Genomic DNA, 22721 nt, shown 5'->3' with positions numbered 1-22721 from the left:
CGCCTTCCAGCGGGCCCTCCGGGCGCTTCGTTCTTTCGTGTTTCCAGCTTATCAGATGTTTTCCGCTCCGTTTTCCGGGGCTTCGTCATCCAACTCGCCGGTGTCTTCCGTGACTTGACGCCCCGTCCGACGTTTCAAACTCTAGCCGATCCCCGCTCCGAAAAGCGAATCCAGCCGAAGTCCGACCGCAACCCAATTAAACGCGCACGCCGAATACGCACCGAGCCGCGACAAGACGCGACCCAGCCCGGACCGGGAAGTGGTGTTTCAGAGGATTGGCCGCCCCGGGACCGTCCGCGCCGATGCGTGTCCGGTGCTCCCTGTCAGGCAACTCGGAGAACACTACGCGTTCCGGGCCCCCGATGCAAACGGCGTGCAAGGAGAGGTGGGACGGGGTGCGACCGCAGGCCGAACAAGAGCCGGCCGGGCCCTGGGGGGAAGGGTCCGGCCGGCTGTCCTGTGGAGCGGAGGCTCAGCTGTTGGTGGGGAAGCCGAGGTTGATGCCGCCGTGCGACGGGTCGAGCCAGCGCTGGGTGACGGCCTTGCCCCGGGTGAAGAACTGGACGCCGTCCGCGCCGTACGCGTGGGTGTCGCCGAACAGGGAGGCCTTCCAGCCGCCGAAGGAGTAGTAGGCGACCGGGACCGGGATCGGCACGTTGATCCCGACCATGCCGACCTCGACCTCGTACTGGAAGCGCCGGGCCGCGCCGCCGTCGTTGGTGAAGATGGCGGTGCCGTTGCCGTACGGGTTGGCGTTGATCAGGGCGACGCCCTCCTCGTAGGAGGAGACGCGGACGACGGAGAGGATCGGGCCGAAGATCTCGTCGTTGTAGACGGACATGCCGGGCTGCACGCGGTCGAACAGCGTGGGGCCGAGCCAGAAGCCGTCCGCCGTCGGGGCGCCGTTCTCGTCCTCGGCGGTGATCGGGTGCTTCCGGCCGTCCACGGTGAGCTCGGCGCCGTCGGCGAGGCCGGACTCGACGTAGGAGGTGACCTTGTCCCGGTGGACGCCGGTGACCAGCGGGCCCATCTCGGAGTCGCCGTTGCAGCCGGGGCCGACCTTCAGCCCGGCCATCCGCTGCTTGATCTTGTCGACCAGCTCGTCGCCGACCGGGTCGACCGCGACCAGCACGGACACGGCCATGCAGCGCTCGCCGGCCGCGCCGAAGCCCGCGTTGACGGCCGCGTCGGCGGCGAGGTCGAGGTCGGCGTCCGGCAGCACCAGCATGTGGTTCTTGGCGCCGCCGAGGGCCTGCACGCGCTTGCCGTAGCGGGTGCCGGTCTCGTAGACGTAGCGGGCGATGGGGGTGGAGCCGACGAAGCTGACGGACTTGACGTCCGGGTGCTCCAGCAGGCGGTCGACGGCCACCTTGTCGCCGTGCACGACGTTGAAGACGCCGTCCGGCAGCCCGGCCTCCTTCCACAGCCCGGCGAGGAAGTTCGCGGCGGACGGGTCCTTCTCGGAGGGCTTCACCACCACGGTGTTGCCGGCCGCGATGGCGAGCGGGAAGAACCACATCGGCACCATGGCCGGGAAGTTGAACGGCGAGATGATCGCGACCGGGCCGAGCGGCTGGCGGATCGAGTAGACGTCGATGCCGGTGGACGCCTGCTCCGTGAAGCCGCCCTTGAGCAGCTGCGGGATGCCGCACGCGTACTCGACGACCTCCAGGCCGCGGGCGATCTCGCCGAGCGCGTCGGAGTGGACCTTGCCGTGCTCGGACACGATGATCCGGGCCAGCTCGTCGCGGCGGGCGTTGAGCAGCTCGCGGAAGGCGAAGAGCACCGTGGTGCGCTTGGCGATCGAGGCGGTGCGCCAGTCGGCGAAGGCCGAGGCCGCGGCGGCCACGGCCTGGTCGACCTCGGCGATCCCGGCGAAGTCGACCTGGCCGGTGACCTGGCCGGTGGCCGGGTCGAAGAGGTCGCCGCGGCGGGGGGCCGCGCCGGCGGTGGCGACGGGCTCGCCGCCGATCCAGTGGGTGATGTGCTTGCTCAAGGTCCGTCTGCCTCCGAAGTCCCGGGCGGCGTCCTGCCGCCGGTCCCTTGTCTGGCGCCGCCCGCGAGTGGGCCGGGCGACGGGAATCACGGGGCTACCGCGCTCGTCACCCAGTCTGGTCGCCGCCGGGCCCGGCCTCAACGAACAGGCTGACGGGGATCCGGGATTCAGCCTTACAGGTCGTCCGGTCGCTCGGCCGGACGGGGGAACCCGGCCCGGCGCACCGGACGGGGGAACCCCCGGCCGGCGTGCCGGGCCGCTCAGCCCTCGTCGTCGGGCAGGTCGTCCAGATCCGCCGTGTCGACCAGCTCCGGGTCCTCCAGGTACGGGTCGTGCAGCCCGTCCGCCGCCTCCTGCGTCTCCAGCAGGTCCAGCCGCAGGTCCTGCGCCCACTCCAGCGCCCACCGCTTCAGCCCGGCCACCGCGTCCGCGGCGACGCCCCGGGCGCGGAACCGGCCGTCCGCCGCCTCGGCCAGCGTCTCCAGCCGCTCGGCGAGCGCCGTCGGCTGGAAGTCGTTGTCCAACGCGCTTGCCAGCGCCACGAGTTCACCGGTCCGGTAGTTGGCGGTGAGCGCGTGGACGTCGATCAGGTCGCGCGGCATGCCCCGGTCGACGAGCAGCGCGGTGGTCAGCGCCGCCGCGTCCTCCAGGGCCACGACCGGCAGGACCACCGGCACCGGCGGCGCCGCGGACGCGCCGGACTCCCCCGCCGCGCCGGGCCCGAGCACGAGCCGCACCGCCCGGTGCGCGAGCGGTTCCTTGCGCAGCTCGACCGAGTGGGTCCGCCCGCCGAGCCCGAGCCGGACGGCGAGCTGTTCGAGCCGCGGCGTGCCGGGCCGCTCGGTGGCCTCGCCGCCCGCCGCGCGGTAGGCGACGGCGAGCACGGCGGCCACCTCCGGCAGCCCGGCGTCGCCCCGCTCCGCGCCGCCGGCCACCAGGGTGAGCCCGTCCTGGTCGCAGGCCGCCACGCCGTGGGCGCGCAGCGCGTGGCCGCCGGCCAGCGCGAGCCCGTACCGGTCGCACAGGGGCGCGGCCAGTTCGGCGAGCCGCAGCTGGGCCGGGCCCGGTCGGAGGACGGGGTCGAGCGCGTCCGGGGCGGTGGTCACGCCTCCAGTCTGCCGCGACGACCCCTCCCCCGCGCCACCTGCCGGGGCGCGGGGCGGCCGGGCGGCGCCCGTCACCAGTCGCTGAGGTCCGCGGCGGCCTCGTGGAGGGCCAGCTCCAGCAGCACCGGGTCGTTGAGCCGTCCGGACCCGTCGGGCGGGACCAGCCAGCGCACCCCCCGGCTGCTGCGCTCGGGGTGCGGGACGACGATCCAGGTGCCCTCCCCCGCGCACCGCACGCCGGTGCCGACCCAGCGGGCGGCGGTGCCGACGGGGACGAGGAAGCTGACGTGCTCGTCCCCGAAGTCGGCGAGGGCCGGCCCGCAGAAGCCGCCGTCGAGGATGTCCAGGGCCGGGCGCCCGAGCCTGGCCGGGACGGACAGGACGTCCCAGCGGCGGCCGGCGGGCAGCAGCATCAGGCCCAGCCCGGTGCGTTCCCACTGCGCCCGGAAGCCCTCCGGGTCGGGTGCCGCCTGGGCGAGCCAGTGCAGTCCGGTGCTCTCCATGTCTGTCCCCGCTTCGTGCCGCTCGTACCGTTCAGGGCGCGGCGGGGATGCCGAGACCCGCCGCCACCAAGGAGAGGTGGACGGCGGGTCTCTCTTACACCGACTCGGGCGGAAAACCGTGGATGCCGGGGTCAGCTGTCGAAACCGAGCCCCAATCGGTCCAACGTGCGCAGCCACAGGTTGCGGTGTCCGCCGTTGCGGTCGGCGCGCTGCAGCGAGCGGGTGGTGATCTCGATGCCGGCCCAGCGGACCGGCTCGGGCGGGAACGGCAGCGGCTTGCGGCGCACCATCTCCAGCGAGGTGCGCTCGGTGCGCTCGCCCGCGAGCAGGTCGAGCATCACCTCGGCGCCGAAGCGGGTGGCCCCGACGCCGAGCCCGGTGTAGCCGGCCGCGTAGGCGACCCGACCGCCGTACGCGGTGTCGAAGAACGCCGAGAACCGGCTGCAGGTGTCGATGGCGCCGCCCCACGCGTTCGTGAAGCGCAGGCCCTCCAGCTGCGGGAAGCAGCGGAAGAAGTTGTGCGCCAGGGTCCGGAAGGTCTCCGGCCGCTGGTCGTACTCGTGCCGGACGTGTCCGCCGTAGTGGTAGACCGCGTCGTAGCCGCCCCACAGGATGCGGTTGTCGGCGGTGAGCCGGAAGTAGTGGAACTTGTTGGCGCTGTCGCTGAGCCCCTGCCGCCCGCTCCAGCCGATCGCGGCGAGTTGCTCCGCGCTGAGCGGCTCGGTCATGAGCGCGTAGTCGTACACCGGGACGACGTACGGACGCACGCGCTTGACCAGCGACGGGAACGCGTTGGTGCCGAGGGCGACCCGGCGCGCGAACACCCGGCCGTACGGGGTGCGGACGGCCGTGCCGCTGCCGTACTCGCGCAGGTCGGTGGCCCGGGTGTGCTCGAAGATCCGCACGCCCTGGCCGAGGCAGGCCTCCTTGAGGCCCCACGCGAGCTTGGCGGGGTGGACCATGGCCACGCCCTCGCGGTCCCAGAGCCCGCCGAGGAAGGTCGGCGAGTCCACCTCGGCGCGCAGCGCGTCGGCGTCGAGGACGGTGAGGTCGAGGCCGTACGCGCGCACGGCCTCGGCGATCTCGTGCAGTTCCTCGACCTGGTGGGGCTGGGTGGCGATGTCGATCTCGCCGGTGCGCTCCCACTCGGCGTCGATGCCGTAGCGCTTGAGGGTGTCCTCGATGCCGTCGAGGTTGGCGGCGCCGAGGCGTTCCAGCTGCGCGAGCTCGGCGGGCCAGCGCTGCAGGCCGTTGCCGAAGCCGTGGGTGAGGCTGGCCGCGCAGAACCCGCCGTTGCGCCCGGACGCGGCCCACCCGACCTCCTGCCCCTCGACCAGGACGACGTCCAGCGAGGGGTCGCGCTCCTTGGCGATGAGCGCGGTCCACAGGCCGGAGTAGCCGCCGCCGACGACCAGGAGGTCGCAGACGGTGTCGCCGACCAGGGCGGGCTGCGCCGCGGGCCGGCCCGGGTCCTCCAGCCAGAAGGGGGTGGGCCTGGCGTCACTGAGTGCGCGGGCGGAGTCCATGCATTATCAGCCACTTTCCACGGATAGGTGATGGTTTGACGGGCCACCGCGGTCCGAATCTACGTCAGGCGGTGGCCCTTGCCGCGTCAGGCGGCGGCCTTGCGGCGGTTGCCGAGCCACTGCCCGCCGACGGTCAGCGCGACGGCGGCGATGAACATCGCGGTGCCGATGACGTTCACCTGCACCGGGATGCCGCGCTGCGAGGCGCCCCAGACGAACATCGGGAAGGTGACGGTGGTCGGGCCCGAGTTGAACTGGGTGATGATGAAGTCGTCGAAGGAGAGCGCGAAGCTGAGCAGCGCGCCCGCCGCGATGCCGGGGGCGGCCAGCGGCAGCGTGACCCGGAGGAAGGTCTGGACGGGGGTCGCGTAGAGGTCCTGGGCGGCCTGTTCGAGCCGCGGGTCCATGCTCATCACGCGCGCCTTGACCGCCGTCACCACGAAGCTGAGGCAGAACATGATGTGCGCGATGAGGATCGTGGTGAAGCCGAACGGGATGCGCATGTTGAGGAAGAGCGTGCCGAGCGAGGCGGCCATGACGACCTCGGGCATGGCCATCGGCAGGAAGATCATCGCCGTGGTGGCGGCGCGGCCGCGGAAGCGGTGGCGGGCCAGGGCGAAGGCGACCATGGTGCCGAGGACGGTCGCGCCGATGGTGGCGAGCACCGCGATCCGCAGGCTCAGCGAGAGCGACTGGCACATGTCGGCCACGCCGCAGGGGTTGGTCCAGGCGTCGGTGGAGAACTCGTTCCACTCGTAGTTGAACTTGCCCACCGGCTTGTTGAACGAGAACGCGAGCACCACGAGGTTCGGCAGCACCAGGTAGGCGAGCGCCGCCAGCCCGGCCAGCACGACCAGGTGGGCGCGGATCCACTTGAAGATGCGGGACATCAGACCAGCTCCTCCGTCCCGGCCTTGCGCATGTAGACCGTCACCATGACCAGGATCAGCGCCATCAGGATGAAGCTCAGTGCGGCGGCCGTCGGGTAGTCGAGCACGTTCAGGAACTGCTTCTGGATGCCGTTGCCGACCATCTGCTCGCTCGGCGAGCCCAGCAGCTGCGCGTTGATGTAGTCGCCGGACGCCGGGATGAAGGTGAGCAGCGTGCCCGCGACGACGCCCGGCAGCGAGATCGGGAAGGTCACCTTGCGGAAGGTGGTGAACGGCCGGGCGTACAGGTCGCCGGCGGCCTCGTGCAGGCGCGGGTCGATCCGCTCCAGCGAGGTGTACAGCGGGAGGATCATGAACGGCAGGAAGTTGTAGGTCAGGCCGCAGACCACGGCGAGCGGCGTGGCCAGCACCCGGTCGCCGGAGGTGAGCCCGAGCGCGTTGGTGACGTCCAGGACGTGCAGCGTGTTCAGCGCGCCGACGACCGGGCCGCCGTCGGACAGGATCGTCTTCCAGGCGAGCGTGCGGATCAGGAAGCTGGTGAAGAACGGCGCGATCACCAGGATCAGGATGACGTTGCGCCACCGCCGGCTCGCCTTGAACGCGATCGTGTAGGCGAGCGGGTAGCCGATGGCCAGGCAGAGCACGGTGGCGACGGCGGCGTAGGAGAACGAGCGGACGAAGTGCCACTTGTACTCGACCAGGGCGTCCCAGTACGTCGAGACGTGCCAGGTGACCTTGAAGCCCGCTTCGAGCGAACCGGTCTGCAGCGAGGTGGACGCCTGGTACAGCATCGGCACGGCGAAGAAGACGACCAGCCAGGCGATGCCGGGCAGCAGCAGCCAGTACGGGGTGAGCTTGCGCTTCGGCTTCGGTCCGGGTTCCTTCAGCGGGATCGCGGCGGCCGGGGTGGTGGCGGTCACGCGGCCTCCTCCGCGGTGCCCGCGTCGATCGCCTGCGCGGCGTCCAGGGCGAAGGAGTGGGCCGGGTTCCAGTGCAGGACGACGGGGGCGCCGGGGACGATCCGGGCGTCGCGCTCCATGTTCTGCTCGAAGACCGTCACCTCCTGGCCGCCGTCGGTGCGCACGACGTACTGGGTGGAGACGCCGATGAAGCTGGAGTCGAGGACGGTGCCGGCCAGCCGGTTGCGGCCGTCGGCGACCTCGGCCGAGCCGTGCTCGATGGTGATCTTCTCGGGCCGGACGCCGAGGTGGACCTGCCGGGAGCCGGTGGAGCAGCGCGCCTTCGGCACGGCGAGCCGGGCGCCGGCCACGGTGAGCAGCAGGTCGCCGCCCTCGCCGCCGGTCACCTCGGCGGGCAGCAGGTTGGACTGCCCGAGGAAGTTGGCCACGAAGGTGGTGGCGGGGTTCTCGTACAGGTCGGCGGGGGCGCCGAGTTGTTCGACCCGGCCGCCGTTCATCACCGCGATGGTGTCGGCCATCGTCATGGCCTCCTCCTGGTCGTGGGTGACGTGGACGAAGGTGATGCCGACCTCGGTCTGGATCCGCTTGAGCTCCAGCTGCATCTGGCGGCGGAGCTTGAGGTCGAGGGCGCCGAGCGGCTCGTCGAGGAGCAGCACCTGCGGGTGGTTGATCAGGGCGCGGGCGACGGCGACGCGCTGCTGCTGCCCGCCGGAGAGCTGGTGCGGCTTGCGCCGCGCGTACGGGCCGAGTTCGACGAGTTCGAGCATCTCCTCGACCTGCTTCTTCACGTCCTTCTTCCCGCGCCGCCGCAGGCCGAAGGCGACGTTCTCGAAGATGTCGAGGTGCGGGAAGAGCGCGTAGCTCTGGAAGACCGTGTTGACCGGCCGCTTGTACGGGGGCAGGGCGGTGACGTCCTGGCCGCCGATCAGGACGGTGCCGCCGGTGGGCTCCTCCAGCCCGGCGATCATGCGCAGGGTGGTGGTCTTGCCGCAGCCGGAGGCACCGAGCAGGGCGAAGAAGGAGCCCTGGGGCACGGTCAGGTCGAGCGGGTGGACGGCGGTGAAGGAGCCGTAGGTCTTGCCGATGCCGGTGAGGCGGACGTCGCCGCCGGCCGCGTCGCGCTGCTGGTCTGTCATCTGGGGTGTCTTCCTGGTTTCTGCGGTCTCGGCCGGGGGCTGGTCAGGCACCGATGAGCTTGGAGAACTTCTCCTCGAAGTCGCTCTCCTCGCCCTCGGTGAGGGTGCGGAACACGTGCGCCTTCGTCGCCATCTCGGGGGTGGGGACGACCAGCGGGTTGGCCGCGGTGTCCGGGGCGAGCGTGGCGAGCTCGTCCTTCATCCCGGTGACGGCCGAGACGTAGCCGATGCCCGCGACCAGCTGCGCCGCGATCTTGGGCTGATAGTAGAAGTCGATCAGCTTCTCCGCGTTCGCCTTGTGCCGCGCCCTGGCCGGCACCAGCAGGTTGTCGGTCGAGGCGACGTAGCCCTTCTCGGGGATGACGAACTCGATGTCCGGGTTGTCGGCGCGCAGTTGGATCAGGTCGCCGCCCCACGCGACGCACGCGGCGATGTCGCCGGAGGAGAGCTCCTGGCCGTAGTCGTTGCCGGTGAAGCGGCGGATCTGCTTGTCGTCGACGCCCTTCTGCAGCCGGGCGATCGCGGCGCCGTAGTCGTCGGCGGTGAACTTCGCCGGGTCCTTGCCCATGTCGAGCAGGACCATCCCGATCGTGTCGCGCATCTCGGACAGGAAGGTCACCCGGCCCTTGAGCTCGGGGTCGTCGAGCAGCTGGGAGACGCTCGTGACCTCCTTCCCCTTGGTGGCCTTCTTGTTGTAGGCGACGACGACCTGGATGCCGGCCCACGGGTAGGTGTAGAGCCGCCCCGGGTCCCAGTCGGGGGCGCGGAAGCGCGCCTCGACGTTGGTGATGGCGGTGGTGACGTTGGCCGGGTCCAGCTTCTGCGCCCAGCCGAGCCGGATCAGCCGGCCGCACATCCAGTCGGTGAGCACCACCAGGTCGCGGCCGGTGTCCTGGCCGGACGCCAGCTGCGGCTTGATCTTGCCGAAGAACTCGACGTTGTCGTTGACGTCCTCGGTGTACTTGACCGTGATCCCGGTGGCCGCGGTGAAGGCGTCCAGGGTGCCGTGCTTCTGCTTGTCCTTCTCGTCGGTGTCCACGTAGAGCGGCCAGTTGGAGAACGCGACCTCCTTCTCGCCGGCCGAGTGGTCCTCGGCCGCGTTGGCGCTCGAATCGCCGCTCACCCGGGGAGCGGCCGGGATGCCGCAGGCGGCCAGGGTGCCGGCCCCGGCGGTCAGCGCGGCGGCGCGCAGCAGGGTGCGGCGGCCGATCGCGGCCCTGCCGCTGGTCAGGCTGCGTTCCCAGGCCCTTCGGACCGGTTCGGGCAGACCGTCGGTGAGCTCGTTGAACGCCATGGAACGGGCCTCCTGGGGGAAGTCGGGGGTGTGGGGGGCACCCGCCGGCCGGGGGTCATCTGTCGCCGAAGACGGTGCGGTGCCAGTCCTTGCGGGCCACCGCGGTGGTGTCGAACATGACGTGCTTGACCTGCGTGTACTCGTCCAGCGAGTACTGGGACATGTCCTTGCCGTAGCCGGAGGCCTTGTAGCCGCCGTGCGGCATCTCGCTGATGATCGGGATGTGGTCGTTGACCCACACGCACCCGGCGGCGATCTCCCGGGTGGCGCGCAGCGAGCGGTGGACGTTGGTGGTCCAGGCGGAGGCGGCCAGGCCGTAGGGGGTGTCGTTGGCCAGCCGAAGGCCCTCGTCGTCGGTGTCGAAGGGCAGCACGACGAGCACCGGGCCGAAGACCTCGCCCTGCACGATCTCGCTGTCCTGGGCGGCGTCCGTGACGAGGGTGGGCGGGTAGTAGGCGCCGCGGGCGAGGTCGGTGCCGTCGTGGCCCTTCACGGGGAGCCGGCCGCCGGTGACGACGGTGGCGTACGCGCGGGCGCGCTCGACGAAGCCGGCCACGCGGTCCCGGTGGGTGTAGGAGACCAGCGGGCCGAGGTCCGTGCGGGGGTCCAGCGGGTTGCCGACGCGCACGGCGGCGTACAGCTCGGCCACGCCGGCCACGAACGCGTCGTACAGGGGGCGCTGGACGTACGCGCGGGTGGCGGCGGTGCAGTCCTGGCCGCCGTTGATCAGCGACGCGGCGACCGCGCCGTGCACGACGGCGTCGAGGTCGGCGTCGTCGAAGACCACGAACGGGGCCTTGCCGCCGAGTTCGAGGTGGGTGCGCTTGACGCCCGCGACGGCGAGTTCGGCGACCCTGCGCCCGACCGCGGTGGAGCCGGTGAAGGACACCATCGCGACGTCCGGGTGGGAGACGAGGTGCTCGCCGGCCGTGCGCCCGGCACCGGTGACGACGTTGACGACGCCGTCGGGAATGCCGGCCTCGGTGCACGCCTTCGCGAACATCAGCGAGGTCAGCGGCGTCAGCTCGGCCGGCTTGAGCACGATCGTGTTGCCGGCCGCGATCGCCGGGAGGACCTTCCAGGCGGCCATCTGCAGCGGGTAGTTCCACGGCGAGATCGAGCCGACGACGCCGACCGGCTCGCGCCGCACGTAGGAGGTGTGGTCGCCGGAGTACTCGCCGGCCGCCTTGCCCTCCAGGTTGCGGGCGGCCCCGGCGAAGAAGGCGGCGTTGTCGATGGTGCCGGGCACGTCGAACTCGGTGGCCAGCCGGACGGGCTTGCCGGTCTGCGCGGTCTCCACCCGGGCGAGGTCGTCGCCGGCCCGGGTGAGGACGGCGGCCAGCCGGTTCAGCGCCTCGGCGCGGGCGCCGGGGGTCGCGGCGGCCCAGCCGGGCAGCGCGGCCCGGGCGGCGGCCACGGCCGCGTCGACCTCCGCGGTGGTGGCCAGGGCGACCTGTTCGACCACGCTGCCGTCCGCGGGGTTGACGACCTGGAAAGGCCCGCCGCTCCCCCGGCTCTGCCGGCCGGCGATGTACTGCGCGCCGGCGCCGAAGTCGGTCAGGTCCATCTGGTTCCTCCAAGTGCCGGTTCCGGCAGTGCGACGTTCCCCGGGCAGGGGATTCCACTGCCTCTTTCCTGCTGACGCGACGGATTCCGGTGTCCGGATCTTCGCCACAGCCGACCCGCTGACCATGCCCGCTGCCGCGACGGCGTGACAAGGGTCACTCCGACAGTCTCGACACGAAGGGCCTTACAACCTGCAAGGTGCCGAACAGCCCAACAGTTCGTCGTGAGCAGGATGATTTACCTGACACTGTGGATCCCCTAGGAGCTCTGGAGGCCCTCGCGATGCTCCCCACCGTCGCCCGCGTGCTCGACCTGGAGGTGATGCGGCGCGGCCTGCCCCAGGTCGTCGCCGGCGCCGACCACCTGGAGCGGCCGGTCCGCTGGGTCCACGTCAGCGAGCTGCCCGACGTCGCCGGGATGCTGCGCGGCGGCGAGCTGGTCCTCACCACCGGCATCGCGCTGCCCGAGGACCGCGACGGACTCGCCCGCTACGTCCGCGAGCTGGCCGACGTCGGCGTCGCCGGGCTGGTCATCGAGTTCGGCCGGCGCTACTTCGACACGCTCCCCCGCGCCCTGGTGCACGCCGCCGAACAGCGCGGCCTGCCGCTGATCGCGCTGCGCCGCGAACTGCGCTTCGTCGCCGTCACCGAGGCCGTCCACGCCCTGGTCGTCAACGCCCAGCTCGACCAGCTGCGCGCCTCCGAGGCCGTCCACCAGGTGTTCAACGAGCTGGTCGTCGAGGGCGCCGAACCGCCCGAGGTGATCCGCCAGGTGGCCCGGATCGCCGGTGCACCCGTCGTCCTGGAGAACCTCGCCCACCAGGTGCTCGCGCACGACGCCGCCGGCCGCCCCGAGGCCGAACTGCTGGAGGACTGGGAGCGCCGCTCGCGCGGGGTGCGCCCGCCCGGCCGCACCGGCCACGACCCGCGCAGCGGCTGGCTGGTGACCACGGTCGGCGCGCGCGGCCAGGACTGGGGCCGGCTCGTGCTCGTCCAGGAGCCCGGCGCACTGCCCTCCGGCGAGGCGCACCCGCACGCCATGCTGCTGGAGCGCGGCGCCTCCGCCCTCGCGCTCAACCGGCTCGTGGTGCGCGACCGGGAGAGCCTGGAGCGGCAGACCCACCGCACCCTGCTGTCCGGCATCCTCACCCACGCGCTGACCGTCTCCGAGGCCGCCCTGCGCGCCCAGGCGCTCGGCGTCCCGCTGGAGGGCCGCCGGCTGGTCGGCGTCGTGCTGCGGCAGCGGCGCGGGCCGATCCCGGCCGCCCTGGAGGCGCAGGCCCGGCTGCGCGACTTCACCGAGCTGGCCGCCGGCGCCGTCCGGGCCTGCCGGCTGTCGGCCCTGGTCGGCGCGCTGGACGACGAGGGCGTCGGCGTCCTGATCGCCCTCGGCACGCAGCAGGACGAGCACGCCGCGCTGGACGCCTTCTCGGCCGCGCTGCGCCGGATGGCGGCGGAGGCCGCGCGCGACGCCGGCCCCGGGCCGGAACCGGTGGTCGCGGTCGGCTCCTCGGTCGGCTCGGTCCGCGACGCCCGGCGCACCCTCCTGGAGGCCACCCAGGTCGCCGACGCGGCCCTGCACGACGCGCCCGGCGCCCGGACGTCGTCCTACTACCGGCTGCCCGACGTGCGCCTGCGCGGCCTCCTGCACCTCCTGCGCGACGACGCCCGCCTGCAGACCTACGTCGAGCGGGAGCTGGGCCCGCTGCTCGCCCACGACGCCGAGCACAACGGCCAGTTGGTGCGGATGCTGCGGATCTACCTGGAGCAGGGCCGGAACAAGTCCGCCGCGGCCGACGCCGCGCACCTGTCCCGGCCGTCCTTCTACGACCGGCTGCACAAGGTCGAGCGGATCCTCGGCGTCGACCTCGACCAGGTGGAGTCCTGCCTCTCCCTGCACGTGGCGCTGCTCGCCCTCGACGCCGTCCGCCGGTGAACCTCAGACCCCGGTGATGCGCCCCCAGACCTTGTGCAGCGCGGGCCGCTCGGCCGAGGTCACGTCGCGCATGGTGCGCAGCCGGGCGCGCATCTCGTCGGTGGGGAAGACCAGCGGGTTCTCCGCCAGCTCGGCCTTGTCCTTGTCACCGCTCGCCGCGAGGACCTCGCGCGCGGCCGGCACCGGGCAGATGTACTGGACGGCGGCGGCGAGCTGCGCGGCGACCTCGGGCTGGTAGTAGTAGTCGATCAGCAGCTCGGCGTTGCGCTTGTGCTCCGCCCGGTTGGGGATCATCAGGCTCTCCGCCCACAGCTCGGCGCCCTCCTCCGGCACGAGGAACGCGATGTCCGGGTTCTCGGCGGTGAGCTGGACGGCGTCGCCGGAGTACGCCTGGCAGGCGAGCGCGGCGCCGGAGGCGAGGTCGCCGGTGTAGTCGTTGCCGGTGAAGCGGCGGACGTGGCCGTTGTCGACCATCTTCTGCACGAGGTCCATCGCGCGGTGCGCGTCGTCGTCGGTGAACCGGGAGACGTCGGCGCCCTGGGAGAGCATGAGCAGCCCGAGCGCCTCGTCCAGCCCGGCGAACAGCGTCACCCGGCCCTTGAGGTCGGGCGCCCACAGGTCCGCCGTCGACCCGAGCTCGCGGCCGATCGCCTTGCGGTTGTACGCGATGCCGGTGATCCCGGACTGCCAGGGCACGCTGCGCCGGCGCCCGGGGTCGAAGGCCGGCCGGGCGAGCTGCGGGTCCAGGTTGGCCGTGACGTTGGGCAGGTTGGCCTGGTCCATGGCCTGCACCCAGCCGAGCGAGACGTACCGCCCGGCCATCCAGTCGCTGATCACCATGAGGTCCCGGCCGGGGTCGGCGCCCTCGGTGAGCACCGGGCTGATCTTGCCGAAGAACTCGTCGTTGTCGTTGATGTCCTCGGTGTAGGTGACCGCGATCCCGGTCTTCTCGGTGAAGGCGTCGAGCGTCGGCCGCCGGCCCCGGTCGTCGACGTCGATGTACTGCGTCCAGTTGGAGAACGCCATCCGCCGGTCGGTCTCCGAGCGGTCCGGCGCCGAGCGGCGGTCCTCGGCCACGTACGCGGACGGGATCCCGCAGCCGCTCAGCGCGCCGGCACCGAGCAGCGCGGCCCCGCCGCCGAGCACCGAACGTCGGCGCAGCGCACGGGGGTTCAACGGACGTCGGGACGTGGTGGTGCTGGGCATGGTGGGGCCTCCGGAGCGTGGGACGGCCCCGGGCGCACCGAGGCACCCGGGGCCGTCCGATTCGTTACGTCAGACAGTGTGCGCGTCGGCGAGCGACAGCACCTCGTCGAGCACCGCGAGGCCGGTCTTGGCCTCCTCCTCCGTGACGGTGCACGGCGGGACGACGTGGAAGCGGTTCATGTTGACGAACGGCCAGAGCCCGCGCTGCTTGCAGGCGGCGGCCAGTTCGCCCATCGGCGCGTTGGCGGCGCCGGCGGCGTTGTAGGGCACCAGCGGCTCGCGGGTCTCGCGGTTCTTGACCAGGTCCAGCGCCCAGAACACGCCGAGGCCGCGCACCTCGCCGATCGAGGGGTGCCGATCGGCCAGCTCGCGCAGGCCGGGGCCGAGCACGGTCTCGCCGATGTGCTTGGCGTGCTCGACGATGCGCTCCTCGGCCATCGCGTTGATGGTCGCGACGGCGGAGGCGCAGGCCAGCGGGTGGCCGGAGTAGGTGAGCCCGCCGGGGAAGGGCCGCTCGTCGAAGTCGGCGGCGATCGCGGCGCTGATCGCCACGCCGCCGAGCGGCACGTAGCCGGAGTTGACGCCCTTGGCGAAGGTCAGCAGGTCCGGGGTGACGCCCCAGTGGTCGGCGGCGAACCACTCGCCGGTGCGGCCGAAGCCCGCCATCACCTCGTCGAGGATGAACACGATCCCGTAGCGGTCGCAGATCTCCCGCACCCCGGCGAGGTAGCCCGGCGGCGGGATCAGGATGCCCGCGGTGCCGACCACGGTCTCCAGGATGACGGCCGCGACCGTGCCCGGCCCCTCGAACGCGATCACCTGCTCCAGGTGCTCCAGCGCGCGCTCGCACTCCTGCGCCTCGTTCTCGGCGTGGAAGTTGGAGCGGTAGGCGTACGGGCCCCAGAAGTGCACCACGCCGGAGACGCCGGTGTCGTTGGCCCAGCGGCGCGGGTCGCCGGTGAGGGCGATCGCGTTGGCGGTGGCGCCGTGGTACGAGCGGTAGGTGGAGAGCACCTTCTGCCGGCCGGTGTGCAGCCGGGCCAGCCGGATGGCGTTCTCGTTGGCCTCGGCGCCGCCGTTGGTGAAGAAGATCTTGTCCAGGTCGCCGGGGGTGCGCTCGGCGATCAGCCGGGCGGCCTCGCTGCGCGGCTCGACCGCGAAGCCGGGCGCGAGCGTGCAGAGCTTCGCCGCCTGCTCCTGGATCGCGGCGACCACCTTCGGGTGCTGGTGCCCGATGTTGGTGTTCACCAGCTGCGAGGAGAAGTCGAGGTAGCGGTTCCCCTCGTAGTCCCAGAAGTACGAGCCCTCGGCGCCGGCCACCGCGAGGGGGTCGATCAGCGCCTGGGCGGACCACGAGTGGAAGACGTGCGCGCGGTCGGCGGCCTTGACGGCCTGGCCTGCGGCTGAGTCAGCGGTGGGGATGCTCATGCGGCAAGGCTAGGGAGTCCGGTGCCCGAAGTGCAGTTTCATCTTGTCAGTCGGTCACGCGAACGGCCGACAGGGTGCAAAGACACAGGGCCCGGGTCGAATCGACCCGGGCCTCATGTCAGTTCATACCAACGATCAGATGGCGGTCATCCTGCGCCCGACGGTCATGACCCGCTCAGATCGCGGTCATCCTGCACCCGACGGTCATGACCCGCTCAGATCGCGGTCATGACGTGCTTCACCCGGGTGTAGTCCTCGAAGCCGTAGGCCGAGAGGTCCTTGCCGTAGCCGGACTTCTTGAAGCCGCCGTGCGGCATCTCGGCGACCAGCGGGATGTGGGTGTTGATCCACACGCAGCCGAAGTCCAGGCGGCGCGACATCCGCATGGCGCGGGCGTGGTCCTTGGTCCACACCGAGGACGCCAGCGCGAACTCGACGCCGTTGGCGTACTCGACGGCCTGGTCCTCGTCGGTGAACCGCTGCACGGTGATGACCGGGCCGAAGACCTCGTTCTGGATGATCTCGTCGTCCTGCTTGAGGCCGGAGACGACGGTCGGGGCGTAGAAGTAGCCCTGCTCGCCGACCCGGTGGCCACCGGTCTCGACCTTGGCGTGGGCGGGCAGCCGCTCGATGAAGCCGGCCACCTGCTTCAGCTGGTTGGCGTTGTTCAGCGGGCCGTACAGCACGTCCTCGTCGTCCACGCCGCCGGTCTTGGTCTCGGCCGCGGCCTTGGCCAGCGCCTCGACGAAGGCGTCGTGGATCGAGTCGTGCACCAGCACGCGGGTGGCCGCGGTGCAGTCCTGGCCGGCGTTGAAGAAGCCCGCCACCGAGATGCCCTCGACGGCCTCGGCGATGTCGGCGTCCTCGAACACCACGACCGGGGCCTTGCCGCCCAGCTCCAGGTGCACGCGCTTGACGTCCTTGGAGGCCGACTCGGCGACCTGGATGCCGGCCCGGACCGAACCGGTGATGGAGGCCATCGCCGGGGTGCGGTGCTCGACCATCAGCTTGCCGGTCTCGCGGTCGCCGCAGATGACGTTGAAGACGCCGGCCGGCAGCTCCAGGTCCTTGAGGATGCCGCCGATGATCTCGGCCAGCAGCACGGTGGAGGCCGGGGTGGTGTCCGAGGGCTTCAGCACGACGGCGTTGCCCGCGGCGATCGCCGGGGCGAACTTCCAGACGGCCATCATCATCGGGTAGTTCCACGGCGCGACCTGGGCGCAGACGCCGACCGGCTCGCGGCGGATGATCGAGGTCATCCCGTCCATGTACTCACCGGCGGCCTTGCCCTCCAGCAGACGCGCGGCGCCGGCGAAGAAGCGGATCTGGTCCACCATCGGGCCGATCTCCTCGGAGAGGGTCAGCGCGCGGGGCTTGCCGGTGTTGCGCACCTCGGCGTCGACGATCTCGTCGGCGCGCGCCTCGACGGCGTCGGCGATCTTCAGGAGCAGCTTCTGGCGGGTGCTCGGGGTGGCGTCGCGCCAGACCGGGAAGGCGGCGGCGGCCGAGGCCATCGCGGCGTCGACGTCCGCTGCACCGGACAGCGGGGACGTCGCGTAGACCTCGCCGGTCGTCGGGTCGACGATGTCGAGCGTGCGGCCGTCGGCCGCGTCGACGAACTCACCGTTGATGTAGTTGCGCAGCGTGCGAAGGTCGCTCACGGGGTCTCTCCTCGGTCTGGTCCTGCGGCGTTGCAGAGTCCGGCGCCATGGTACGTCCGCGGCCGCGGCGTACGAAGGGTGCCGAGTGGCCGGGCCCGGACGGCCGCGGTCCACTGGTGGGGGAACGCGCGCTGCGCTGCGTCGCCGCGCGCGTACCGTGCCAGGGTAGCCGGAACACGGATGGGATCGACAGCCCCGACGCACTCGGACGATGAAATCCGTACGCGATTTCTGAGATCGCGACGAAATCAGCAGTTTCCACGGTTGCGAACACGGGAACGATCAGGCACAGTTGCGGCGTGGCCAACCGCGACCGGAACGCCAGCGTTCCCCTCGACGCCGCCTCCAAGGCGATCATCGAGCAGCTCCAGGAGGACGGGCGCCGCCCGTACGCCGCCATCGGCAAGGCCGTCGGCCTGTCCGAGGCGGCCGTGCGCCAGCGCGTCCAGAAGCTGCTCGACCAGGGCGTGATGCAGATCGTCGCCGTCACCGACCCGCTCACCGTCGGCTTCACCCGCCAGGCGATGGTCGGGATCCGGGTCGAGGGCGACATCGAACCCGTCGCCGACGCGCTGGCCGCCCTCGACGAGGTCGACTACGTCGTCTGCACCGCCGGCTCGTTCGACCTCCTGGCCGAACTGGTCTGCGAGGACGACGAGCACCTGCTCGAAATGATCAACAAGCGCATCCGCGCGCTTCCCGGCGTGCGGAGCACCGAGAGTTTCGTTTACCTGAAGCTCCGGAAACAGACCTACACCTGGGGCACCCGATGACAGCCGACCCGGCCCAGAAGGACCTTTCCAAGACCGCCTACGACCACCTGTGGATGCACTTCACCCGCATGTCGTCGTACGAGAACTCCCCCGTACCGACCATCGTCAAGGGCGAGGGCACGTACATCTGGGACGACAAGGGCCGGAAGTACATCGACGGCCTGGCCGGCCTGTTCGTCGTGCAGGCCGGTCACGGCCGCACCGAGCTCGCCGAGGTGGCCGCCAAGCAGGCCAAGGAACTCGCGTTCTTCCCGATCTGGAGCTACGCGCACCCCAAGGCCGTCGAACTGGCCGAGCGCCTCGCCAACTACGCCCCGGGCGACCTGAACAAGGTCTTCTTCTCCACCGGCGGCGGCGAGGCCGTCGAGACCGCCTGGAAGCTCGCCAAGCAGTACTTCAAGCTGATCGGCAAGCCGACCAAGTACAAGGTCATCTCCCGCGCGATCGCCTACCACGGCACCCCCCAGGGCGCCCTGTCGATCACCGGCCTGCCGGGCCTGAAGGCCCCGTTCGAGCCGCTGGTGCCGGGCACCCACAAGGCCCCGAACACCAACATCTACCGCGCCCCGCACTACCTGGAGGGCCCCGACGGCACCGTCGACCCCGAGGCGTACGGCCGCTGGTGCGCCGACCAGGTCGAGGAGGCCATCCTCTTCGAGGGCGCCGACACCGTCGCCGCCGTGTTCGTCGAGCCGGTGCAGAACGCCGGCGGCTGCTTCCCGCCGCCGCCCGGCTACTTCCAGCGCCTGCGCGAGATCTGCGACCGCCACGACGTGCTGCTGGTCTCGGACGAGGTCATCTGCGCCTTCGGCCGCCTCGGCACCATGTTCGGCGCCGACAAGTTCGGCTACGTGCCGGACATGATCACCTGCGCCAAGGGCATGACCTCGGGCTACTCCCCGATCGGCGCGACGATCATCTCCGACCGCATCGCCGAGCCGTTCTACAAGGGCGACAACACCTTCCTGCACGGCTACACCTTCGCCGGTCACCCGGTGTCGTCCGCCGTGGCGCTGGCCAACCTCGACATCTTCGAGCGCGAGGGCCTGAACCAGCACGTGCTGGACAACGAGTCGCGCTTCCTGGGCACCCTGAGCAAGCTGCGCGACCTGCCGATCGTCGGCGACGTCCGCGGCAACGGGTACTTCTACGGCATCGAGCTCGTCAAGGACAAGGTCACCAAGGAGTCCTTCAACGACGAGGAGACCGAGCGCGTGCTCTACGGCTTCCTGTCGAAGGCGCTCTTCGACAACGGCCTGTACTGCCGCGCCGACGACCGCGGCGACCCGGTCGTCCAGCTGGCCCCGCCGCTGATCTCCGACCAGTCGACCTTCGACGAGATCGAGCAGATCCTGCGGACCAGCCTCACCGACGCGTGGGCGAAGCTCTGATCGGCTGATCCTCTTTCCCACCCTCCGCCGAAGGGCGGCCCCGCTCCCGCGGGGCCGCCCTTCGGTGCGTTCCGGTGCCGATCCGGTCGTTTCCGGTCGGCGTTCGCACCCAAACATGCCTGATTGCGGGTGATATGCCCGCGATGGCCCAGTGCGCCGCAACCGCGCGGGGTCCCCGTCGTTCTAATCTGACGACTGTCATATCCCTGCGGCCATCCAGGATGGAACCTCATGTCAGCGGCACCGCCTGACAACGACGTGCTGTGGGCCCGGGGGATCGTCAAGTCCCATCACGGCACCCCCGCCCTGCGCGGCATCTCGATCGGCGTCCGCGAGGGCGAGGTCCTCGCCGTCACCGGACCCCGCGGCTCCGGCAAGAGCACCCTGCTCGGCTGCCTCTCCGCCCAACTCCCGGTCGACCAGGGCGAGGTCTGGTTCAACAGCGCCCCCGTGCACACCCTCACCCGGGCCGGCCGCGAACGGCTGCGCCGCGACCGCTTCGGCTTCGTCGGCTCCGAACCCCACCTGGTGCCCGAACTGACCGCCCGGGAGAACGTCGCCCTGCCGCTCCTGCTCGCCGGCGCCGGCAACAAGGCCGCCTACACCGCCGCCTCCGAGTGGCTGGAGCGCCTCGACGTCGGCGACATCGCCCGCCACCGCCCCGACCGGCTGCTGCAGAGCCAGCGCCAGCGGATCGCCGTCGCCCGCGCGCTCGCCCCGCTGCCGCCCGTCGTCTTCGCCGACGACCCCACCGCGCCGCTCCACCGCGAGGCCGCCGACCAGGTCCTGCGGATACTGACCAGCGCGGCCCGCTCCCACCAGCTCACCCTCGTCCTGGCCACGCACGACCCGGAGCTCGTCCGGTTCGCGGACCGCGCCGTCGCCCTCGTCGACGGACGGCTCACCGCCCCCGCCGCCCCCGTCCCGCGCGGCCCCGCCGCACCGGGCACCACCGGCGCCTCGGCCGTCTCGGCCACCCGCCGCTGACGACGAGCCGCTGAAAGAGTCGACGTGTTCTATCTCCGCCTGGCCCGGGGCTACCGGGTGCCCGACCTCGGCCGCTGGCTGCTCACCGCCCTCGCCTCCGCGGTGGTCGCCGCCTTCCTGCTGCGCGCCCTCGGCCGGGCGATGAGCGACCGGCCCGGCGACGCCGACGCGCTCGTGCGGCTGCTGTGGTGCCTGCCCCCGCTGGCCGCCGTGGCCTGGTTCGCCGCCGTCGCCGCCCGCGCGGTCCCCGCCCAACGGCCCGAACGGATCACCGGCCTCACCGCCGCCGGAGCCGGCTCCGGCCGGATCCGCGGCCTGATCGCCGGCGAGGTCGCCCTCGCCTGCACCCTCGGCAGCGTGCTCACCCTGCTCGTCTTCCTGGTCCTGCGCAACGACATCGCCGGGCCCTCGCTCGCCCCCGACCTCGGCATGGGCGTGCCGCTGCCGGCCGCCGCCCCGCTCACCCTGCTCGCGCTCGTGCCGATCACCGCCGGGATCGCCGCGGCCTGCGCGGTGCCCTTCGCCGAGACCCTGCCCGGCGGCCGCCGCACCACCCCCACCGGCTTCGGGCCGCTGCGGGTCGCCGTGCCGATCGGCCTGGCCGTGGTCGGCCTCGCCCTCGAACTGATCGCCCTGCGGCCCGGCGCCCCCGCCGACGGCCGCCCGGTCCACCTGCCCGCCGGACTCGGCAGCACCAGCGTCGCCGCGCTCGGCGGCTGGGCCGCGAGCGCCCTCGGCCTCGCCCTGATCACCGGCCCGCTGCTCGGCTGGACCGGTCGCCTGCTCGCCCTCGGCCGGCCCACCCCGCTGCGCCTGCTGGCCGGGCGCGGACTCACCGCACAGGCCCGCCGCCTCGGCGCGCCGCTGGCCGTGCTCACCCTCGTCGTCGCGATGGTGCTCACCACCATCCGCTACTGGATCGGCACCCCCGGCAGCGCCGACGCCCTGCCCGCCGTCGAGGCCTGCCTGGTCCTCGGCTGCGCGGCCGCGGCCGTCGCCGCCCGCCTCGCCGAGGTCCGCACCGACCGCCGGGACGTCACCGACGCGCTGCTGCGCCTCGGCACCTCGCCCAGGCTGCTGTTCGGCGCGGTCGCCCTGCGCACGCTGGCCGTCGGCACGGCCCTGCTGGTCACCGGCGGGGCGACGGCCGCACTGGCCGCCGCCGGACTCCGCTAGTCCCCGGTCCCGGGCGTCCTCAGCCTGCGGCCGCGAGCTGGCCGCAGGCGCCGTCGATCTCCTGGCCGCGGGTGTCGCGGACGGTCGTCGGCACGCCGTGCGACTGGAGCCGCCGGACGAACTCGCGCTCGTCCTCGGGCCGGGAGGCGGTCCACTTCGAACCCGGCGTCGGGTTCAGCGGGATCAGGTTGACGTGCACCCGGTGGTTCTTGATCAGCCGGCCGAGCAGGTCCGCCCGCCACGCCTGGTCGTTGATGTCCTTGATCAGCGCGTACTCGATGGAGACCCGGCGGCCGGACTTCTCCGCGTAGTTCCACGCCGCGTCCAGCACCTCGGCGACCTTCCACCGGGTGTTCACCGGCACCAGCTCGTCGCGCAGCTCGTCGTCCGGGGCGTGCAGCGACAGCGCGAGGCGGCAGCTGAGGCCCTCGTCGGCGAAGCGGTTCATCGCCGGGACGAGGCCGACGGTGGAGACGGTGATGCCGCGCTGGGACAGGCCGAAGCCGTCCGGCGCCGGGTCGGTCAGCCGGCGGATCGCGGCCAGCACCCGGTTGTAGTTGGCGAGCGGCTCGCCCATCCCCATGAAGACGACGTTGGACAGCCGCGCCTCGCTGCCGGGGCCGCTCCCGTCCTCGGCGGACGAGCCCGATCGCGCCCCGAACTCGCCGACCCTGAGCGCGCGCATCCCGGCGGCGATCTGCTCGACGATCTCGGCGGTGGACAGGTTGCGGGTCAGACCGGCCTGGCCGGTCGCACAGAACGGGCAGTTCATGCCGCAGCCGGCCTGCGAGCTGATGCACATGGTCACCCGGTCGGGGTAGCGCATCAGCACCGACTCGACGAGCGTGCCGTCGAACAGCTTCCACAGCGTCTTGCGGGTCGCGTCGTCGTCGCAGGAGACGTGCCGGACCACCGACATCAGCTCGGGCAGCAGGCTCCCGGTCAGCTTCTCCCGGCTGGCGGCGGGGATGTCCGTCCAGCCCGCCGGGTCGTTCGACAGCCGGCCGAAGTAGTGGTTCGAGAGCTGCTTGGCGCGGAACGGCTGCTCGCCCAGCTCGGCGACGGCCTCCTTGCGCTCGGCGGGGCTGAGGTCGGCGAGGTGTCGCGGGGGCTTGGCGCCGCGCGGCGCGACAAACGTGAGTTCTCCGGGCTTAGGCATGGTTGTTCCAGTGTCGCAGACGCGGCGGGGCCCCCGACCGCCGGGCCGGCCGGGGCCACGCCCCCGGT

General features: G+C 72.1%; 18 protein-coding genes. 5 read left to right on the top strand and 13 right to left on the bottom strand.

Translation table 11 applies throughout. From position 1 onward, the window contains the following. Positions 1-472 precede the first annotated feature (472 nt). The 9 genes from ACFXDE_RS40970 to ACFXDE_RS40930 all read right to left on the bottom strand — a co-directional run bounded on the left by ACFXDE_RS40970 (position 473) and on the right by ACFXDE_RS40930 (position 10938). Positions 473-1996 carry a CoA-acylating methylmalonate-semialdehyde dehydrogenase gene (locus ACFXDE_RS40970; RefSeq protein ID WP_380499325.1) on the bottom strand — a complete coding sequence of 508 codons (1524 nt, stop codon included), beginning with the start codon at positions 1994-1996 and terminating at the stop codon, positions 473-475. Between the two features lie 260 nt (positions 1997-2256). Further along, positions 2257-3102, bottom strand: a complete 846-nt coding sequence (locus ACFXDE_RS40965; RefSeq protein WP_380499324.1) for a hypothetical protein — start codon at positions 3100-3102, stop codon at positions 2257-2259. A 71-nt stretch (positions 3103-3173) separates the two neighbouring features. Then, entirely contained in the window at positions 3174-3605 is a 432-nt protein-coding gene (locus ACFXDE_RS40960) for a hypothetical protein (protein WP_380499322.1), read from the bottom strand. A gap of 131 nt (positions 3606-3736) precedes the next feature. Then, positions 3737-5131, bottom strand: a complete 1395-nt coding sequence (locus ACFXDE_RS40955) for an NAD(P)/FAD-dependent oxidoreductase (RefSeq protein WP_380499321.1) — start codon at positions 5129-5131, stop codon at positions 3737-3739. An 86-nt stretch (positions 5132-5217) separates the two neighbouring features. Further along, a complete protein-coding gene (locus tag ACFXDE_RS40950) occupies positions 5218-6021 on the bottom strand; it encodes an ABC transporter permease (protein WP_380443906.1) in 804 nt (267 codons plus the stop codon). Further along, entirely contained in the window at positions 6021-6914 is an 894-nt protein-coding gene (locus ACFXDE_RS40945; protein WP_380443924.1) for an ABC transporter permease, read from the bottom strand. The genes ACFXDE_RS40950 and ACFXDE_RS40945 overlap by 1 nt, the downstream gene beginning before the upstream one ends. A 23-nt stretch (positions 6915-6937) precedes the next feature. After that, the gene (locus ACFXDE_RS40940; protein ID WP_380499320.1) at positions 6938-8077 is read right to left on the bottom strand and encodes an ABC transporter ATP-binding protein; all 1140 of its coding nucleotides are present in this window, start codon (positions 8075-8077) and stop codon (positions 6938-6940) included. A gap of 43 nt (positions 8078-8120) precedes the next feature. Further along, positions 8121-9371 carry a spermidine/putrescine ABC transporter substrate-binding protein gene (locus tag ACFXDE_RS40935; RefSeq protein WP_380499319.1) on the bottom strand — a complete coding sequence of 417 codons (1251 nt, stop codon included), beginning with the start codon at positions 9369-9371 and terminating at the stop codon, positions 8121-8123. A gap of 55 nt (positions 9372-9426) precedes the next feature. Further along, positions 9427-10938 (bottom strand): gamma-aminobutyraldehyde dehydrogenase, encoded by a 1512-nt coding sequence (locus ACFXDE_RS40930; protein WP_380499318.1) that lies wholly within the window; start codon positions 10936-10938, stop codon positions 9427-9429. Between the two features lie 281 nt (positions 10939-11219). Here ACFXDE_RS40930 and ACFXDE_RS40925 point away from each other — a divergent pair, with 281 nt between their 5' ends. Continuing rightward, positions 11220-12872: a PucR family transcriptional regulator gene (locus tag ACFXDE_RS40925; RefSeq protein WP_380499317.1), complete on the top strand. Its 1653-nt coding sequence runs from the start codon at positions 11220-11222 to the stop codon at positions 12870-12872. A gap of 3 nt (positions 12873-12875) precedes the next feature. Here ACFXDE_RS40925 and ACFXDE_RS40920 read toward each other — a convergent pair whose 3' ends face one another. From ACFXDE_RS40920 to ACFXDE_RS40910, 3 genes are all read right to left on the bottom strand, one after another. Continuing rightward, a complete protein-coding gene (locus tag ACFXDE_RS40920) occupies positions 12876-14078 on the bottom strand; it encodes a spermidine/putrescine ABC transporter substrate-binding protein (RefSeq protein WP_380499316.1) in 1203 nt (400 codons plus the stop codon). Between the two features lie 69 nt (positions 14079-14147). Further along, positions 14148-15506 carry an aspartate aminotransferase family protein gene (locus tag ACFXDE_RS40915; RefSeq protein WP_380443894.1) on the bottom strand — a complete coding sequence of 453 codons (1359 nt, stop codon included), beginning with the start codon at positions 15504-15506 and terminating at the stop codon, positions 14148-14150. 215 nt (positions 15507-15721) lie between these two features. Next, positions 15722-17167, bottom strand: a complete 1446-nt coding sequence (locus ACFXDE_RS40910) for a gamma-aminobutyraldehyde dehydrogenase (RefSeq protein ID WP_380443892.1) — start codon at positions 17165-17167, stop codon at positions 15722-15724. A gap of 299 nt (positions 17168-17466) precedes the next feature. Here ACFXDE_RS40910 and ACFXDE_RS40905 point away from each other — a divergent pair, with 299 nt between their 5' ends. The 4 genes from ACFXDE_RS40905 to ACFXDE_RS40890 all read left to right on the top strand — a co-directional run bounded on the left by ACFXDE_RS40905 (position 17467) and on the right by ACFXDE_RS40890 (position 21494). After that, positions 17467-17940 carry an Lrp/AsnC family transcriptional regulator gene (locus tag ACFXDE_RS40905; RefSeq protein WP_030306695.1) on the top strand — a complete coding sequence of 158 codons (474 nt, stop codon included), beginning with the start codon at positions 17467-17469 and terminating at the stop codon, positions 17938-17940. Beyond that, the gene (locus tag ACFXDE_RS40900) at positions 17937-19331 is read left to right on the top strand and encodes an aspartate aminotransferase family protein (protein WP_380443890.1); all 1395 of its coding nucleotides are present in this window, start codon (positions 17937-17939) and stop codon (positions 19329-19331) included. The genes ACFXDE_RS40905 and ACFXDE_RS40900 overlap by 4 nt, the downstream gene beginning before the upstream one ends. A 231-nt stretch (positions 19332-19562) precedes the next feature. Beyond that, positions 19563-20318, top strand: coding sequence for an ABC transporter ATP-binding protein (locus ACFXDE_RS40895; RefSeq protein WP_380443888.1), 756 nt, complete (start codon positions 19563-19565; stop codon positions 20316-20318). A gap of 24 nt (positions 20319-20342) precedes the next feature. Then, positions 20343-21494: a hypothetical protein gene (locus tag ACFXDE_RS40890; protein ID WP_380443886.1), complete on the top strand. Its 1152-nt coding sequence runs from the start codon at positions 20343-20345 to the stop codon at positions 21492-21494. Between the two features lie 19 nt (positions 21495-21513). Here the strand turns inward: ACFXDE_RS40890 and rlmN are convergent, their stop codons facing one another. Continuing rightward, positions 21514-22653: a 23S rRNA (adenine(2503)-C(2))-methyltransferase RlmN gene (gene rlmN / locus ACFXDE_RS40885; protein WP_380499315.1), complete on the bottom strand. Its 1140-nt coding sequence runs from the start codon at positions 22651-22653 to the stop codon at positions 21514-21516. Positions 22654-22721: the final 68 nt, after the last annotated feature.

Origin of the sequence: Kitasatospora sp. NPDC059408 (assembly GCF_042751525.1) — a bacterium.
GTDB lineage: Bacteria > Actinomycetota > Actinomycetes > Streptomycetales > Streptomycetaceae > Kitasatospora.
This window is presented reverse-complemented; position numbering and strand designations above follow the sequence as displayed.

What these genes read in the sequence shown, in the direction of transcription:
- ACFXDE_RS40940 (WP_380499320.1), bottom strand. Translation starts at nt 8,077, where the DNA reads ATGACAGACCAGCAGCGCGACGCGGCCGGCGGCGACGTCCGCCTCACC.
- ACFXDE_RS40925 (WP_380499317.1), top strand. Translation starts at nt 11,220, where the DNA reads ATGCTCCCCACCGTCGCCCGCGTGCTCGACCTGGAGGTGATGCGGCGC.
- ACFXDE_RS40900 (WP_380443890.1), top strand. Translation starts at nt 17,937, where the DNA reads ATGACAGCCGACCCGGCCCAGAAGGACCTTTCCAAGACCGCCTACGAC.
- ACFXDE_RS40935 (WP_380499319.1), bottom strand. Translation starts at nt 9,371, where the DNA reads ATGGCGTTCAACGAGCTCACCGACGGTCTGCCCGAACCGGTCCGAAGG.
- ACFXDE_RS40960 (WP_380499322.1), bottom strand. Translation starts at nt 3,605, where the DNA reads ATGGAGAGCACCGGACTGCACTGGCTCGCCCAGGCGGCACCCGACCCG.
- rlmN (WP_380499315.1), bottom strand. Translation starts at nt 22,653, where the DNA reads ATGCCTAAGCCCGGAGAACTCACGTTTGTCGCGCCGCGCGGCGCCAAG.
- ACFXDE_RS40920 (WP_380499316.1), bottom strand. Translation starts at nt 14,078, where the DNA reads ATGCCCAGCACCACCACGTCCCGACGTCCGTTGAACCCCCGTGCGCTG.
- ACFXDE_RS40955 (WP_380499321.1), bottom strand. Translation starts at nt 5,131, where the DNA reads ATGGACTCCGCCCGCGCACTCAGTGACGCCAGGCCCACCCCCTTCTGG.
- ACFXDE_RS40915 (WP_380443894.1), bottom strand. Translation starts at nt 15,506, where the DNA reads ATGAGCATCCCCACCGCTGACTCAGCCGCAGGCCAGGCCGTCAAGGCC.
- ACFXDE_RS40930 (WP_380499318.1), bottom strand. Translation starts at nt 10,938, where the DNA reads ATGGACCTGACCGACTTCGGCGCCGGCGCGCAGTACATCGCCGGCCGG.
- ACFXDE_RS40950 (WP_380443906.1), bottom strand. Translation starts at nt 6,021, where the DNA reads ATGTCCCGCATCTTCAAGTGGATCCGCGCCCACCTGGTCGTGCTGGCC.
- ACFXDE_RS40895 (WP_380443888.1), top strand. Translation starts at nt 19,563, where the DNA reads ATGTCAGCGGCACCGCCTGACAACGACGTGCTGTGGGCCCGGGGGATC.